The 15,346-nt window shown below is 49.7% G+C and carries 13 protein-coding genes, 1 pseudogene and 1 riboswitch; of the genes and pseudogenes, 10 read left to right on the top strand and 4 right to left on the bottom strand.

The window, feature by feature from the left end:
- Window positions 1-2 precede the first annotated feature (2 nt).
- From BUB44_RS11000 to BUB44_RS10955, 10 genes are all read left to right on the top strand, one after another.
- Window positions 3-3,401 (top strand): DNA polymerase III subunit alpha, encoded by a 3,399-nt coding sequence (locus BUB44_RS11000; RefSeq protein ID WP_073166308.1) that lies wholly within the window; start codon window positions 3-5, stop codon window positions 3,399-3,401.
- Between the two features lie 74 nt (window positions 3,402-3,475).
- Window positions 3,476-3,712, top strand: coding sequence for a trp RNA-binding attenuation protein MtrB (mtrB, locus tag BUB44_RS10995; RefSeq protein ID WP_027356375.1), 237 nt, complete (start codon window positions 3,476-3,478; stop codon window positions 3,710-3,712).
- Between the two features lie 92 nt (window positions 3,713-3,804).
- Window positions 3,805-3,996, top strand: a complete 192-nt coding sequence (locus tag BUB44_RS10990) for a putative signal transducing protein (protein WP_027356374.1) — start codon at window positions 3,805-3,807, stop codon at window positions 3,994-3,996.
- 23 nt (window positions 3,997-4,019) lie between these two features.
- Entirely contained in the window at window positions 4,020-4,859 is an 840-nt protein-coding gene (accD, locus tag BUB44_RS10985) for an acetyl-CoA carboxylase, carboxyltransferase subunit beta (RefSeq protein ID WP_423219791.1), read from the top strand.
- 1 nt (window position 4,860) lies between these two features.
- Entirely contained in the window at window positions 4,861-5,826 is a 966-nt protein-coding gene (locus BUB44_RS10980) for an acetyl-CoA carboxylase carboxyltransferase subunit alpha (protein ID WP_073166302.1), read from the top strand.
- A gap of 39 nt (window positions 5,827-5,865) precedes the next feature.
- Complete coding sequence (gene pfkA / locus BUB44_RS10975; protein ID WP_073166299.1) at window positions 5,866-6,828, top strand: 6-phosphofructokinase; 963 nt, start codon at window positions 5,866-5,868, stop codon at window positions 6,826-6,828.
- A gap of 13 nt (window positions 6,829-6,841) precedes the next feature.
- Window positions 6,842-8,593 (top strand): pyruvate kinase, encoded by a 1,752-nt coding sequence (gene pyk / locus BUB44_RS10970; RefSeq protein WP_073166296.1) that lies wholly within the window; start codon window positions 6,842-6,844, stop codon window positions 8,591-8,593.
- 104 nt (window positions 8,594-8,697) lie between these two features.
- Entirely contained in the window at window positions 8,698-9,294 is a 597-nt protein-coding gene (locus BUB44_RS10965; RefSeq protein WP_073166293.1) for a DedA family protein, read from the top strand.
- 101 nt (window positions 9,295-9,395) lie between these two features.
- Window positions 9,396-10,511, top strand: a complete 1,116-nt coding sequence (locus BUB44_RS10960; RefSeq protein ID WP_073166290.1) for an HD-GYP domain-containing protein — start codon at window positions 9,396-9,398, stop codon at window positions 10,509-10,511.
- A gap of 174 nt (window positions 10,512-10,685) precedes the next feature.
- Window positions 10,686-12,293, top strand: a complete 1,608-nt coding sequence (locus BUB44_RS10955; protein WP_073166287.1) for an AMP-binding protein — start codon at window positions 10,686-10,688, stop codon at window positions 12,291-12,293.
- 1 nt (window position 12,294) lies between these two features.
- Here the strand turns inward: BUB44_RS10955 and BUB44_RS10950 are convergent, their stop codons facing one another.
- The 4 genes and pseudogenes from BUB44_RS10950 to BUB44_RS10935 form a co-directional block, all read right to left on the bottom strand.
- A complete protein-coding gene (locus tag BUB44_RS10950) occupies window positions 12,295-13,026 on the bottom strand; it encodes a UPF0280 family protein (RefSeq protein WP_083543212.1) in 732 nt (243 codons plus the stop codon).
- Window positions 13,027-13,094: 68 nt separating this feature from the next.
- Window positions 13,095-13,496 (bottom strand): NIL domain-containing protein, encoded by a 402-nt coding sequence (locus BUB44_RS10945; RefSeq protein WP_027356366.1) that lies wholly within the window; start codon window positions 13,494-13,496, stop codon window positions 13,095-13,097.
- A 21-nt stretch (window positions 13,497-13,517) separates the two neighbouring features.
- Entirely contained in the window at window positions 13,518-14,714 is a 1,197-nt protein-coding gene (locus tag BUB44_RS10940) for a homocysteine biosynthesis protein (protein WP_073166282.1), read from the bottom strand.
- 84 nt (window positions 14,715-14,798) lie between these two features.
- Window positions 14,799-14,946, bottom strand: a riboswitch (SAM riboswitch).
- A 148-nt stretch (window positions 14,947-15,094) separates the two neighbouring features.
- Window positions 15,095-15,346, bottom strand: a pseudogene (locus tag BUB44_RS10935) (hypothetical protein); the annotation flags it as partial.

Genomic DNA, 15,346 nt, shown 5'->3' with positions numbered 1-15,346 from the left:
ATATGTTCACACACCTGCACGTACATACCGAATACAGCCTGCTGGATGGTGCTGCCCGGATAAAGGAAGTCGTGACGCGTGCCCGGGAGCTGGGTATGAGTTCCCTGGCCATTACAGATCATGGTGTCATGTTTGGGGTGATCGATTTTTATAAAGCGTGCCAAAAACATGGGGTTAAGCCTATTCTGGGCTGTGAAGTTTATGTGGCACCCCGCACCATGAAGGATCGTACACCCAGGGTGGACGACCATCTCTACCACCTGGTGTTGCTGGCCGAAAACCAGGACGGGTACCGCAACCTTCTGCAAGTGGTGTCCCTGGCTTTTACGGAAGGGTTTTATTATAAACCAAGAATAGATAAAGATACACTGTCCCGTTACAGCAAGGGATTAATAGCTTTAAGTGGATGCCTTGCCGGTGAGGTTACTGAAAACCTCCTGGCCGGAAAAAAAGAAAAAGCTGTAGAAGCCGCTGCCACTTACCAGGATATTTTCGGGCGCGGAAACTTCTTTTTAGAGTTGCAGGATCACGGTCTTCCTGAACAGCGCAGGGTCAACCAGGAACTGCTTCGCCTGCACAGGGAAATGAATATACCTCTGGTAGTAACCAATGACGTGCATTATGTGAAAAAAGAGCACGCTGAAATGCAGGACATCCTGCTCTGTATTCAAACTGGCAAAAGTGTGGACGATCCCGGCAGGATGAAGTTTGACTCCCAGGAGCTGTATTTGAAAAGTGAAGAAGAAATGGCCTCTTTATTTGGAGAGCTGAAAGAGGCCATGGAAAATACCAATTTTATTGCTGAACGCTGCAATGTAGAGCTGAGTTTCGGACAGATACACCTGCCCTATTACGAAGTTCCCCCGGGTCATACTGTGGACAGTTACCTGGAACAGCTCTGCTGGGAGGGAGTACGCCGCCGATATGGGGAAGTCACCGAACCCGTAAAACAGCGCCTGGAATACGAACTGAAAGTTATCCGGCAGATGGGCTATTCCGCCTATTTCCTTATTGTCTGGGATTTTATTCATTATGCCCGGCAGAATGGTATTCCGGTGGGTCCGGGCCGGGGTTCTGCAGCCGGCAGCCTGGTAGCCTATGTGCTGGGAATTACCAACCTCGATCCCTTAAAATATGGCCTGCTTTTTGAACGTTTTTTAAACCCGGAACGCGTTTCCATGCCTGACGTGGATGTTGACCTGTGTTTTGAACGCAGGGGAGAAGTAATTAATTACCTGATCAGGAAATATGGGGCTGATAAAGTGGCTCAAATAGCCACTTTTGGTACCATGGCCGCCCGGGCAGCCATCAGGGACGTTGGTCGTGCTCTGAATATGCCCTATGGAGAAGTTGATAAAATAGCCAAACTGGTACCTGCAGAGCTGCACATAACCATCGAGCGGGCCTTAAATGAATCCAGCGAGTTGAAGGAACTCTACGACCGGGATCCACAGGTAAAAAAACTTATTGATACTGCTGCCCTTCTTGAAGGTATGCCCAGGCATGCTTCCACCCATGCCGCCGGGGTGGTAATCACCAGGGAACCATTAATTCATTACCTGCCCCTTTATAAAGCAGCCGACGGCCCGTTAACCACACAATTTGCCAAGGACCAGGTTGAAGAATTGGGCCTGCTGAAAATGGATCTCCTGGGTTTGCGAACCCTTACCGTTATTGCCGATACTATAAGGCTTATCCGGGAAAGCGGTGGACCGGAAATTAATATTGATGAAATACCTCTGGATGACCCGAAAACTTTCGCTCTCCTGTGCAGGGGTGAGGGGAGCGGTGTTTTCCAGCTGGAATCCAGCGGTATGCGGGCCCTGTTAAAAGAACTGCGCCCGGAGGTCTTTGAAGATATTGTGGCCCTGGTAGCCCTCTACCGGCCCGGACCCCTGGGCAGCGGTATGGTAGAGGATTTCATCAAAAGTAAACATGGAGAAAAGAAAGTTACTTACCTGGATCCCAGGCTGGAACCCATACTGAAAGATACTTACGGGGTTATTCTCTATCAAGAACAGGTTATGCGTATAGCCAGTGACCTGGCAGGCTTTACCCTGGGTGAAGCCGATCTTTTACGCAGGGCTATGGGTAAAAAGAAACCGGAGATTATTGCCGGATTGAGGAACCAGTTTATTGAGGGAGCCGTAAAAAACGGTGTTGATCCCCAGATTGCAGGACAAATTTTTGATCTAATGGAATATTTTGCTGGCTATGGTTTTAATAAAAGCCATAGCGCTGCTTATGCCCTGGTTGCCTACCAGACTGCTTACCTGAAGGCTAATTATCCGGCCCAGTATATGGCGGCACTGTTGACCTCGGTACGGGATAACACGGATAAAGTGGCGGCTTATGTAGAGGAATGCCGGCGCATGGGGCTGGAGGTGCTGCCCCCGGATGTTAATGAAAGCCGGGAAAGCTTCACTGTTATCGAAGGTAAAATCCGTTTCGGGCTGGCAGCCATTAAAAACGTGGGCGAGGGAGCTGTACAGGCTATTATTAAATCCCGGGAAGAAAAGGGACCTTTTAAAAGCTTTGCCGATTTCTGCCGGCGCCTGGATACACGGGTTATCAACCGGCGGGTACTGGAAAATCTTATTAAAAGCGGTGCTCTAGATTCCCTGGGCCACCACCGGGCACAGTTGATGGCAGGTATTGAGCTGGGGCTTTCTCTGGCCCAGCAATCACAGCAGCAACGGCAGAACGGGCAGTTAACTTTTGAGCAGTTCTGGCAGGAAACAGAAGAAGATCTTCCCCTTCCCCGGGTACAAAAATACTCCCGTGCTGAAATGCTGGCCCTGGAAAAGGAAGCTCTGGGACTTTATATTAGTGGCCATCCGCTGGAAGAATACCGCCAGGCGCTGGTGGAAGAAACTACGGCCACGGTGGCAGAACTTAAAGAAGGTGAACCTGCCGGGGTTACGGTTGGCGGCATGCTTACAACCTTGAAACGCATCAATACCCGGCGGGGAGAACCGATGGCTTTTGGTACTCTGGAGGATCTTACCGGAAATATAGAAGTGGTCTTTTTCCCGCGTGTCTACCAGCAGTACGCCAAACTCATCAGCCCAGATAAGGTTGTGTTGATTAAGGGTCAACTGAGTTCTAGCGGTGAGGCGCTGAAAATCATTGCCGAGGAAGTTTTACCGCTACAGAAAAAATCCGGGTCGAGCCTGTATTTACAGTTCAGGGAAGCCACACCCCAGCTGATAAAGCGGGTGCAGATGATCCTGCGCAGCTACCCGGGTTCCGCGCCGGTTTACCTGTACTTCCCCCTGGAAAAAAAGCTGGCCAGGGCATCGCAGAACTACTGGACTGACCTGTCATCACCTGTGGTCACTGAACTGGCCGCCCTGTTGGGCCCGGAGAACGTGAGAGTAAAGGAAACGCCTGGCAGGTAGCTTGTCAAAGCTCCGGCGGTATGCTATGATGTAACTGCTGAAAGCGGCATTTTGCCTGAAAAGGAGGTACCTCCATGCCTGAAAGCTGGGAAATTAACGCCGATTATGTAGCAGTAAAAGCACTGGAGAACGGGGTAACTATTATTGGCCTTACCCGTGGCAAGGATACCCGTTTTCACCATTCAGAGAAGCTGGATAAGGGCGAAATCATGATTGCCCAGTTTACTGAACATACTTCGGCGATTAAAATCCGCGGCAAGGTCGAATTGCTAACCAAGTATGGTGTTATGCGCAATGATGATTTGCTTTAAAGCTTAAAACAGTATCCAGGGTTATTACTCTGGATATACTTATTGTTATAGTTAATTTTAAAAAATAAAACCGGGCCCCGGGGGTGGGAACCTTGTGGACGGTAGTGTATATTGCTCCAAATAAAAAAGAAGCAACCAGGATTAAAGAAATTCTTACCAGTGAAGGTATACTGGTAAAACTGCGGGAACTTTCGCCATCCCATTGTGGGTGTAATTGTTCAGTGGAAATCCTGGTACCGGAAGCCGAAGTTGATGAAGCACTGGAAGTAATAAATTCAATTTAAAAAATAACAGGGGAGTCGAGATGCTGGATATTTTTAAAAAGCAGCGGCAGCGTTATGCAACGGTTAATCCCGTAACCCGGGATATACCCGATGGCCTGTGGGTTAAATGTCCCCGCTGTCATGAAATCCAGTATTCAGGGGAGCTGGCAAAGCAATTAAAAGTCTGTGCCAGGTGTGGCTACCACTTTCGCCTCTCCGCCCGGGAAAGATTGAAAATTACCATTGATGAAGGTACCTTTATTGAATGGGACGGGGATATGGGGCCGGTAAATCCTTTCCAAAACCCTGAATACGGTGAAAAACTGGCCAGGGCACAACAGGAGAGCGGGCTGAAAGAAGCAGTAGTAACCGGGGAGGGTGATATTGCCGGGCATCGCGTGGCTGTAGCTGTAATGGATACCCGCTTTATGATGGCCAGTATGGGTACGGTGGTGGGGGAAAAGATTACCCGGGCCATTGAACGCGCCCGGGAAAAGCGACTGCCCCTTATCATTTTTTCAGCATCCGGTGGTGCACGCATGCAGGAGGGAATTTTCTCGTTAATGCAGATGACCAGAACATGCGCGGCACTATCCTTTTTTTCCTCTGCAGGATTGCTGTATATATCCGTACTAACTGACCCGACAACGGGAGGGGTTAGCGCCAGCTTTGCCTTTGCCGGGGATATCATACTGGCTGAACCGGGGGCGCTGATTGGGTTTGCAGGCCCCAGGGTAATTGAACAAACAATCCGCCAGAAATTGCCCGAGGGATTTCAAAGTGCAGAATTCCTGCGGCAGCATGGTTTCGTTGATGCGGTTGTTCCCCGGCCGCTATTGAAAAAAACTTTGGCCCAGATTTTAGATTTACACCGGAGCGATTAAGATGGTTTACGATTTCGAACGTCCCATAGTTGAACTGGAAGAAAAAATAGCAGAGCTTCAGCGCTTTGCCGGTGAAAAAGGCATTGACCTGAGTAAAGAAATTGAGAATCTGGAAAAAAAATCTAGAGAGTTAAAAGAGGCCATTTTCAGTCAGCTTTCCCCCTGGCAAAAGGTGCTTATTGCCCGCCATCCAGGGCGCCCTAACACTCTGGATTATATCAAGCTGCTGTGTACCGATTTTATTGAATTTCACGGGGACAGGTGCTTCGGCGATGATCCGGCCATAGTAGGAGGTATAGCCCGGTTTCGTGGAAGAGCGGTAACTGTAATAGGTCATATGAAAGGTCATGATACGAAGGAAAACCTGGCCCGCAATTTCGGCATGGCTCACCCCGAAGGTTACCGTAAAGCCCTGCGGCTTATGCAACAGGCAGAAAAATTCAAGCGCCCTGTTCTGGCTTTTATCGATACCCCGGGCGCTTATCCCGGTATGGGAGCGGAAGAAAGGGGACAGGCTCATGCCATATCCTGTTGTATTACCGGTATGCTCACCCTGCGCGTGCCGGTGATCTCGGTGATTCTTGGAGAAGGAGGCAGTGGCGGAGCCCTGGCTCTGGCTTCAGGTGACCGGATCCTGATGCAGGAATACGCTGTTTTTTCCGTTATTTCCCCGGAAGCTTACGCATCTATTTTGTGGAAAGATGCAACCCGCTGCCAGGATGCTGCCGGAATTATGAAAATTACCGCCCAGGAACTTTATGCTTACCAGCTTATAGATGGGATTATTCCAGAACCCCTGGGTGGTGCTCACCGGGATAAAAATGAGGCTGCCCGGCTGGTTGGTGAAGCTATTGCCCATCATCTGGAAGAGCTGGTGGGATACTCGGTGGAGGAACTTTTGAGGAGGCGTTTTGAACGATTCAGGCGTATTGGTCCTGAATATTTACCTGGCAATGACGTAACTTAATAATGATACTTCACCTGATAAGCCAGGGAGGAATTTTATTTGCAAAGAATAGGCATTTTGACCAGCGGCGGTGATTCGCCGGGAATGAATGCGGCCATCCGGGCGGTGGTCCGCAAAGCAATTTATCACGGGCTGGAAGTAATCGGTATTAAAAGGGGTTTTAACGGTTTTATTGAGGGCGATATGGAACCCATGCGGCTGGGATCGGTAGCCGATATTATTCACCGGGGAGGCACTATTTTACATACCGCCCGTTCCGAACATTTTAAAACACCCGCGGGCCGAGCCAAAGCATGGGAAAATGTAGAGCGCTTTGGTCTGGAGGGATTGGTGGTCATCGGTGGTGATGGATCCTTTACAGGAGCAAGTATTTTCCACCGGGAATACGGGCTCCCGGTAGTGGCCATTCCTGGAACCATTGATAATGATATCAGCGGTACGGATTACTCTATAGGTTTTGATACTGCCGTAAATACTGCCGTTGATGCCATTAACAAAATCCGCGATACGGCCACATCCCATGAACGTACCTTTATTGTGGAAGTTATGGGACGTGATACCGGTTTTCTGGCCATTGCCGCCGGTCTGGCCGGGGGAGCCGAGTCCATTCTCATCCCCGAGTATCCTTTCAGTATCGAAGAAATTTGTCACAAATTGTACAAGGGTTACCGGCGGGGAAAACTGCACAGCATTATTGTCGTAGCTGAGGGAGCTGGCAGCGGTCTGGAGATAGGTAAACAGATTAAAGAACGTACCGGTTTTGATACCAAAGTCACCATTCTGGGCCATCTGCAGCGGGGGGGGACCCCTACTGCTTTTGACCGGATTCTGGCCAGCCAGCTAGGTGCCCGGGCTGTGGAATTACTCATGCAGGGGGCGACCTGTAAAATGGTCGGTATGGCCGCAGGGAAAATTGTGGAAACCGATTTGGATCGGGTGCTGGGCCAGAGAAAAACCGTTGACCTGGATGTTTACCGGCTGGCAGGCATTTTAGCCATTTAAGGAGGAACAGTCCTTGAGAAAAACCAAAATTATTTGTACCATCGGTCCGGCCTGCGAACAGGTTGAAACCCTCATGGAAATGATGAGGGCAGGTATGAATATTGCCCGGCTTAATTTTTCCCACGGGACCCACGAGGACCATGCCCGGCGCATCACCAATATACGGGAAGCTGCCGGCAGAGTGGGTAAGAATATCGCCATTTTGCTGGATACAAAGGGGCCAGAAATTCGCCTCGGCTACCTTGAAAAGGAACCCGTGGTGCTAAAGGCCGGGCAGCGGGTAATTCTTACCACCGAGGATGTGAAAGGAACTCCGGAGCGATTGCCTGTCAACTACCCTGGGTTACCACGGGATCTGGTTCCGGGAAATACCGTTTTGATTGCCGATGGTTTAATAGAATTACGGGTAACTGGAGTCAATGACCACGAAGTGGAGTGTGAAGTGGTTCATGGGGGTGAGCTGACCAGCCAGAAGGGCGTGAACCTTCCTGGAGTTCCGGTAAACCTGCCTGCCATTACCGAACAGGATATCCGCGATATCAAATTCGGCATTGAGCAGGAAGTGGACTTTATTGCCGCTTCTTTTATCCGCCGGGCTCAAGATGTACTGGCCATCCGCCGTATCCTTGAGGAACAGGGGGCGGATGTGGATGTTATTGCCAAGATAGAAACCAGGGAAGGCGTGGAAAACCTGGACGAGATTATAAGGGTGGCCGATGGTATTATGGTAGCCCGGGGCGATCTGGGAGTTGGCCTTCCCGTGGAGGAAGTGCCGCTAATCCAAAAAGCTATAATTGAAAAATGTAACCTGGCCGGCAAACCGGTTATTACTGCCACCCAGATGCTCGAATCCATGATCCACAATCCCCGTCCCACCCGGGCCGAAGCCAGCGATGTGGCCAATGCTATTCTGGATGGTACCGATGCCATTATGCTCTCGGGAGAAACAGCTGCGGGGCATTATCCAGTAGAAGCGGTAAAAACAATGGCCCGCATCGCCAGCCGGGTGGAACAATCCCTGCCCTACGAAGATATTCTTCAAAGGCGGGGCCGGGCGCTGGCTCACACTGTTACCGATGCCATCAGTCATGCCACCTGCACTACTGCCCAGGATCTGGGAGCCGCTGCTATTATTACTTCCACGGAAACGGGCTATACGGCTAAAATGGTAAGCAAATACCGCCCCCGCTCACCTATCATAGCCGTGACGCCGGTAGCACGGGTATTGCGCAAGCTGGCTCTGGTCTGGGGCGTGCAACCCCTGCTGGTAGGACGCACCCAGGATACCGACAGCATGATTGCATCAGCCATTGAAGCATCCCTGGCGGCAAATCTCATTAAACCGGGGGACCTGGTGGTTATTACCGCCGGTGTTCCTGCAGGTGTCCACGGTACCACCAACCTGTTAAAGGTACATACCGTTGGCGATATACTGGCCCGGGGTCAGGGTATCGGCACACGGGCGGTAACCGGGCGTGTGCGCATCTGCCGCACTTTAAAAGAAGCTCTGGAAAAGGTTGAACCGGGTGATATTCTGGTTACTCCCTTTACAGATAAGGATTTTGTTCCGGCCATAGAAAAGGCAGCCGCCCTGATTACCGAAACAGGTGGCCTGACTTCCCATGGGGCCATTGTCGGCCTGGAATTTGGTATTCCGGTAATTGTAGGGGTAGATGCGGCCACCTCCATTCTTACTGATGGAGAAACGGTAACGGTGGATGGTCAACGCGGTCTGATATACCGGGGTACTGCCAGGGTATTATGAGTTATCAAGGCCCGGCTAGATGATGCAAAGGACAAATCTGGGGCTGGTCAGCTACTATATAACGCACCCTTTCCGGGAATGTTAAAGCCCGGGAGGGTGATTTAATGAAAGACTGGGTGCTGGATTATCTGGGCGCTCTGGGGGCAGGCGGGTTGTTCCTGGGGTTAATTGTGGAAGCACTGGGTATTCCCTTTCCCGGGGGCCTGATGACTCTCCTGGCCGGTATTCTGGTAAACCAGGGCAAGCTTGACCTTTTTCATATAATGGCAGCGGCCGTACTGGGTTTTAACGTAGGTGCCACGGTGGCTTACACCATTGGCCGTTGTATTGGTGAGCCCTTTTTTCTCCGTTATGGTAAGTATTTGCTGGTTACTCCGGATAAATTTGATCAGGCGCGCAGCTGGGTATATCGTTCGGCGCCTGCTTTCATCATTTTCGGTCGCTTTGTACCCATGATCAGCAATCTAACTCCCTACCTGGCCGGTATCAGCCGTTTACCATTTCTGCAGTTTTTAATTTATAACTTCCTGTTTGCTTTGAGCTGGGTTTCGATTAACCTGGGCATTGGAATATTTTTTGGCCACCACTGGGAATCCATATTTTCTCTTATCCAATCTCGATTGCCCCTGCTGGCTGCTGGAGTTCTGGTTGTCTGCCTGCTATATATCGTCATCAAACAAAAGGTGCAGCACAGGATCTAAAATTTTAACTCTGTAAGGAAAAATCTTGATTTTCGTCGAAATTAAATTTAAACTAAACATTATAATAAAAGATGATAATACGGTACAGAAGGATGTAAGATATGCGCAAAGTCCCTACAGCTTTACTGCGTCCGGGTTCAAGGGTCGGCAGGGCAGTTTATAATGCGTCGGGGCAGGTGTTGCTTCAGGCGGGTACTATACTTACCGAGCGATTTATTGCCAGGTTAAAAATGCTGGGCATTCCGGCTGTATATATAGATGATTTTCCGGGTGTGGAAGTTGAGGACGTTATTTCCGAAGAGACGCGGGCTCAGGCCATTGCCCGGGTCAAGACCCTTCTCCTTTCAAAATCACCACGGGGAACCATTCCCGCCAGGGCACTTATTGGGGTTAAGGATATATTTGGAATTGTTAATGAAATTATTGACGAGTTACTTAGCCGGCGTTCTTTGATGATTAATCTGGTGGATATCCGCAGCGTTGATGAATATACCTTTGGTCATTCAGTTAACGTTTGTGTGCTGGCCATAATTACCGGCATAACCCTTGGTTACAGCCGCAGGGGCCTGTTTCATCTCGGTATGGCGGCCTTGCTCCACGATATTGGTAAAACGTGCATCCCTTTGGAAATATTAAACAAACCAGGCCCCCTGACCGATGAGGAATTTGAGCTTATTAAAAAGCACTGCATATACGGCGCCGAGATTCTCAAGCAAGATCCAGGAGCAAATATTTTATGCAGGATCGTTGCTTTACAGCATCACGAACGCTACAAGGGGCAGGGTTACCCCCGGGGGCTGAAAGGGCCGGAAATTCATGAATTTGCCCAGATTACCGGCCTTGTAGATATGTATGATGCCCTGACTGCTGACCGGGTTTACCGTCCGGCCTATCCAGTACATGAAGTTTATGAAATGATTGCCGGCTCCGGTAATTATCTGTTTGATTTTGATATCGTACAGGCTTTTCTGAGTAATGTAGCTGCCTATCCGGCAGGCAGCCTGGTCCGGTTATCCAGCGGTGAAATTGGTGTGGTACTGGAAACCGAGCGGGGTTTTTCCCTGTACCCCCGCGTTCTGGTTTTATTTTCCCCTTCCAGGCAGCCTCTGGCCAGGCCTTACGAAATAAAGCTGGCTGAACAACGCCAGCTTACAATAGTAGAAGTGATTCAAGACTACTGGGAGGCGTTTCCGGAAGCTGTTAAGAGTATGATTTAATGAAAATTATTCTGGCAGGCGGCGAACACCCAGGGTCACAGCAGGGAAGAGGGAGGAAAGGGAGAATTAATAAAATGTTAATTCGAAAAATTCAATAATAATACGCAAGATTTAAACTTCTTACAAAATCAATCCCGTTTTTCCGGTTAATTCGTTAAGGGGGGAGCGCGCGTTATGTCACTGCGTTCAGTTTTTTACGAGCCACTTACTCCATTAAGTTTTCTGAGGCGCAATGCCCTGGTTTACCGGAATAAAACAGCGGTGATTTATAATGAAAGGCGATATACCTACAGTGAATTTTGCCGCCGCATTAACCGCCTGGCCAGTGCGTTAAAAAAGGCCGGTCTTAAAAGGGGAGATAAAGTAGCCTTTTTATGTCCCAATATTCCACCCATGCTGGAAGCCCATTTTGGGGTCCCTATGCTGGGGGCAGCCCTGGTTAACATAAATTCGCAGCTATCTCCCCGGGAAATCGGCTACATTATCAATCATTCCGATAGCAAGGCTCTTTTTGTAGATAATGAATATGCACCTCTAATTGCCGCTATCCTCAAAGACCTGTCCGGTATCAGATTATTTGTTAATATCTGCGATGCCAGCAGTCATCGTCCCCTGGACGGGCCCGAGTACGAAGAATTCCTGGCCACTGGCTCCCCGGAACCTTTTCCCAATGCCATTGAAGATGAAATGGAGGTCATTGCCATTAACTACACCAGCGGTCCTGCTGGCCTGCCCCGGGGTGCTATGTACCACCACCGGGGGGCATATTTGACTGCCCTCGGGGAAGCTTTGGAACACAAAATGAGTTCCGATTCAGTATACCTGTGGACATTGCCCATGTTCCAGTGTAACGGTTGGTGTTTTACCTGGAGTGTTACGGCAGTGGGGGGGACCCACATATGCCTGCGCCGGGCAGATCCCGGTAACATATACCATATTATTGAAAGGGAGGGGGTCACTCATCTTTGTGCCACCCCGGCATTGATGTACTCCCTGGCCGGTTATCTCAAGGGAAAAGATTATAAATTAAAAAAGGCAGATCTCAACATTATAGCCAGAGCTCCTTTGCCTCCATCTGCTATAAAAAGTTTAGAGGAAATTGGAGCGAAGGTAACCACTATCTACGGGCTGGCGGAAGTATACGGTCATCATTCCATTTCTCAATGGTTAGCATGCTGGGAACAACCGGGTGCAAGTGAAAAAGCGGCTAATGTTCACCAGGGGGTAGCCTGCATCCATTCCGGTTTTGTGCGTGTCGTTGAACCCGGACAGATGATCGATGTACCTGCTGATGGAAAGACGATGGGAGAGTTAATTATGCGAGGCAATAACGTCATGCTGGGTTACTATAAGCAACCGGAAGAAACCCAGAAAGCCTTCCGCGGCGGCTGGTTTCATAGTGGAGACCTGGCTGTGATGCATCCCAACGGCTTTATTGAAATAAAAGATCGCTTGAAGGACATCATAGTCAGTGGTGGTGAAAATATTTCCACGGTGGAAGTGGAGAATTGTATTTATGAGCATCCGGATGTACTGGAGGTAGCCGTCATAGGCGTTCCTGACCCCGAATGGGGAGAGATACCCAAGGCTTTTATCGTCCCCAAACCGGGAAGCAACCTGACTGCTGAGGAAATTTTAAAATTCTGCCGGGAACGCATTGCCCATTTTAAGCTGCCCAGGGTTATCGAATTTGGCGAGCTACCTCGAACTCCCACTGGCAAAATTATAAAGAACCGGTTGAGGGAAAAAGAATATCAAAACAGCCTTTTTAAGCACCTATAATTCAGGATGGTACCAGCTTCAGGCGACCCCATACGGCCATTCTGTCCCGGCAAATAACCAGAGCTCCGGTAACCCCAGGTATGCTGGCTGCAAAATTTACCGCCTGTTCCACCATACCCGGCTCTTTGACCAGGTTTCCTGATGCCGTGGCTACGGCATCAGCGAGAGCCGGGCTGGGAGAAAGGATAACTACCGCATCGGCAATACCATAACTCAAAGAGTGCCCTACCGTTCCAGAGGAAGTGCATATACCCAGGGGCGTATCCGGAGGGCGTACTTCTAACGCCAGGCGGTGAGAGAAAGGTGAATCTCCGGCGTAAATGCCAATCCGCCGGAGCCGGGTACTGCGCAGGTAAATGTCCCCTCCGTTTTCTACTATAACATCGCGGCTGAAGCGAGTTAGAACTCTGCCCACTCTTCCAGCAATGGCTCCTGCCACAGCGGCCATAGGACCAACGCCGGCTATCCTGGCCGCTTCAGCCATTTCCTTTACAATAGGAGGGGCATCGGGCAATATATCATAAGGAGTGTGAGCTTTAAGGAATGCCGGGTCCCTTTTTATGTATTCTTCCAGGGGAACCCGGCATTGCCGTACTATTTGCGTTACCTTTTCCACCAGCCCGGGAGAAAAGCGCTCCCTGCGCACCCCTATATCCAGATCCGTTTCTCCTACCACCACCTGAAAATGGATCAGGTCCTCCTGCCGGTGGCGATAGCGATAGGTGCGTTCCAAGTACACCTTTACCTCCCTCAAAAAGGTAGCAGCGCAATAACCTGTTCTTTACTTACTCTCCTTAAGCCTTAAAGTTTAACTTCCATGGCCCTGACCGGACAGGCTTTCACGCAGAGCTGGCAGACCACACAGCTATCTCCATCAAAAACTACTTCCATTTCCGGCCTTCGCAGGTGCAGGGCACCGGTGGGGCAGATGGCGGTACAGGCACCGCACATGGTGCAGCGCTGTTCATTACGCACCACCTCATGGGTCAGTGCCTGAACAGTTACACCTTGTTCCCGTAGATAATTCAGACCCTGCTCATAATTGTCCCCACTTAACTCCAGAACCATAATACCTTCCTTCTGAGGGTTAACATTGGCTTTTAAGATATTCATTACCAGATCGTAGTCCTTAACCAGCCGGTATATGATGGGCTTATCGGAGATCTCGGGACCGAAGCGTAAAACTATTTTCCTGGGCGACATGGCTTTTATCCTCCTCAATATTTAGCCTTTCAAAACCTTTCCCGTCAAACCATCGGCAGGAGAAGGTAGTAATTGTACGGGTTCGGCAAGGTAAAATTCTCCATTTTGAATCCATTTCTTTAAAATACCGGCTATTTCCCTGGCCCGTGGGTAACTTGACAACGGTGCAGTAGGTACTTCCTTGCCCTGCACTACAATCTTCCCCGACTTGAGCTGGGCATAACTGACATAACCCAGATTACCCGGCTTCTGGTTGGGATAAGCCTCGCCGTAATCAACAATGGGGGCATATAATTCAGCATCGGATGCCGCAGCATAACGGGCAATTTCCTCGTTTAAAATCGGGATGGGCACGCCAATACCCACGCTTAAAGTAGCCCCGTAGCCCAGGTAACTGGTGCCCATGAGCCAGCGTGGGCTCATCTGCTTTAGATCCCCGATAACCGCCAGGGTGCCACCGGCAGGTCCCAGTTCTCTGCCGCTATCGGGATCCGTCTGTATGGCCGGGAAGTGCTGGGTGCCGTGCCAGGCCACATATCCAATCCCGCCACCCAGGAAAATACGTGTACCAATTCCAATTGTTTTAAAATGAGGATCTTTGAGTAAAGGGCTTAACTGGCCGGATGTGGAATAGTGAGCGTTGCCCAAATTGGGTTTTAGAATCCCCATATAAGTATATATGGTACGGTTGGACAGGTTCACTGCACAATTATAATTTTGATAGGCATTACGGGGATTAAATAAAATAGCTTCATTAATATCATGAATGGTAATGGTGGTTTCGATCTCCCGCCGGGGGTAACAGTCGGTGCCGTAACCTATTGCTTTTAAGCGTACGGGCCTTCCTGCTACCAGATCTTCAATCACATGGCCGCCACCATAGCGAAATTCTCCCGGATGATTACTGTTAAGGGGATCATCTTCAGGGAGTTCAGTAGCTCCAATATAAGCATCCACTGCTGCAATGCCCGTATAGGCCGGTACGTTGTTGAGCCAGACCCGGTACATCTTGATACGCGGGGCCGGGTGGCCAAAATTAAGAAAAGCGCCGGAGGAGCACATGGGTGCAAAGGTGCCGGTGGTTACCACATCCACTTCCTGCGATGCTCTGGTTAACCCCTTCTCTCGAACGATGTCAATAAATTCTTCTGCTGTTACTACCACCGCCTTGCCACTTTTTATGCGGGCATTGATTTCCTGATAAGTTTTTTCGCTCATTCCACCTCATCCCTTTCTTGTGTGCTCTGCTCCAGACGTTAGAAGGCCTCTTCTAAACAGAAGAGGCCTTCATAAATACGAACCCTCTTATCTGTCAGAAGATAAACTTCTGCAGGAATTGGCACCGTTCCCTTGGCCAAGGTATATACCGCTGGCGGCCTAGCGGTTTACCTTCGCCCAGGGCGGTTGCCGGGTTTCATCGGGCCAGTCCCTCCACCACTCTGGATAAGAGCACCTTAAAATATTCATTTTTTAACTCGATAGGTATTTTAACAACTAACAGAGGAAAAAGTCAAGCTTTTTTTTTATTAATGATAGCGTCAAGTCACTGTAGGAAATAAATCGAAAAGGAGTTACGAGTGCCAACCGCCACATGGGCTTTAGGCTGATTTGATTGCACGTAAAATCTGAGCAAGACTAGTGGTCGGCCCTTTCAACGCTGGAATATTGCCCAACGTCTCAAACGGTGGCCGCTCCAGCAATTTCCGCTGCTGTTGTAGACTTGTTTGGCATACTTTGAGAACAGTTACCGGTTTCCCGAGTTGTTTAAGGTATTGCTCTTTTATGTTAATGCCGTTGGCTTTCAATACTCGAATTCGTGCCATCTGGTCCATACCGGGCCGACTCCAGCC

It is taken from the genome of Desulfofundulus australicus DSM 11792 (assembly GCF_900129285.1).
GTDB lineage: Bacteria > Bacillota > Desulfotomaculia > Desulfotomaculales > Desulfovirgulaceae > Desulfofundulus > Desulfofundulus australicus.
This window is presented reverse-complemented; position numbering and strand designations above follow the sequence as displayed.

What these genes read in the sequence shown, in the direction of transcription:
- mtrB (WP_027356375.1), top strand. Translation starts at nt 3,476, where the DNA reads ATGCCTGAAAGCTGGGAAATTAACGCCGATTATGTAGCAGTAAAAGCA.
- BUB44_RS10940 (WP_073166282.1), bottom strand. Translation starts at nt 14,714, where the DNA reads ATGAGCGAAAAAACTTATCAGGAAATCAATGCCCGCATAAAAAGTGGC.
- BUB44_RS10945 (WP_027356366.1), bottom strand. Translation starts at nt 13,496, where the DNA reads ATGTCGCCCAGGAAAATAGTTTTACGCTTCGGTCCCGAGATCTCCGAT.
- BUB44_RS10960 (WP_073166290.1), top strand. Translation starts at nt 9,396, where the DNA reads ATGCGCAAAGTCCCTACAGCTTTACTGCGTCCGGGTTCAAGGGTCGGC.
- BUB44_RS11000 (WP_073166308.1), top strand. Translation starts at nt 3, where the DNA reads ATGTTCACACACCTGCACGTACATACCGAATACAGCCTGCTGGATGGT.
- BUB44_RS10955 (WP_073166287.1), top strand. Translation starts at nt 10,686, where the DNA reads ATGTCACTGCGTTCAGTTTTTTACGAGCCACTTACTCCATTAAGTTTT.
- BUB44_RS10965 (WP_073166293.1), top strand. Translation starts at nt 8,698, where the DNA reads ATGAAAGACTGGGTGCTGGATTATCTGGGCGCTCTGGGGGCAGGCGGG.
- BUB44_RS10980 (WP_073166302.1), top strand. Translation starts at nt 4,861, where the DNA reads ATGGTTTACGATTTCGAACGTCCCATAGTTGAACTGGAAGAAAAAATA.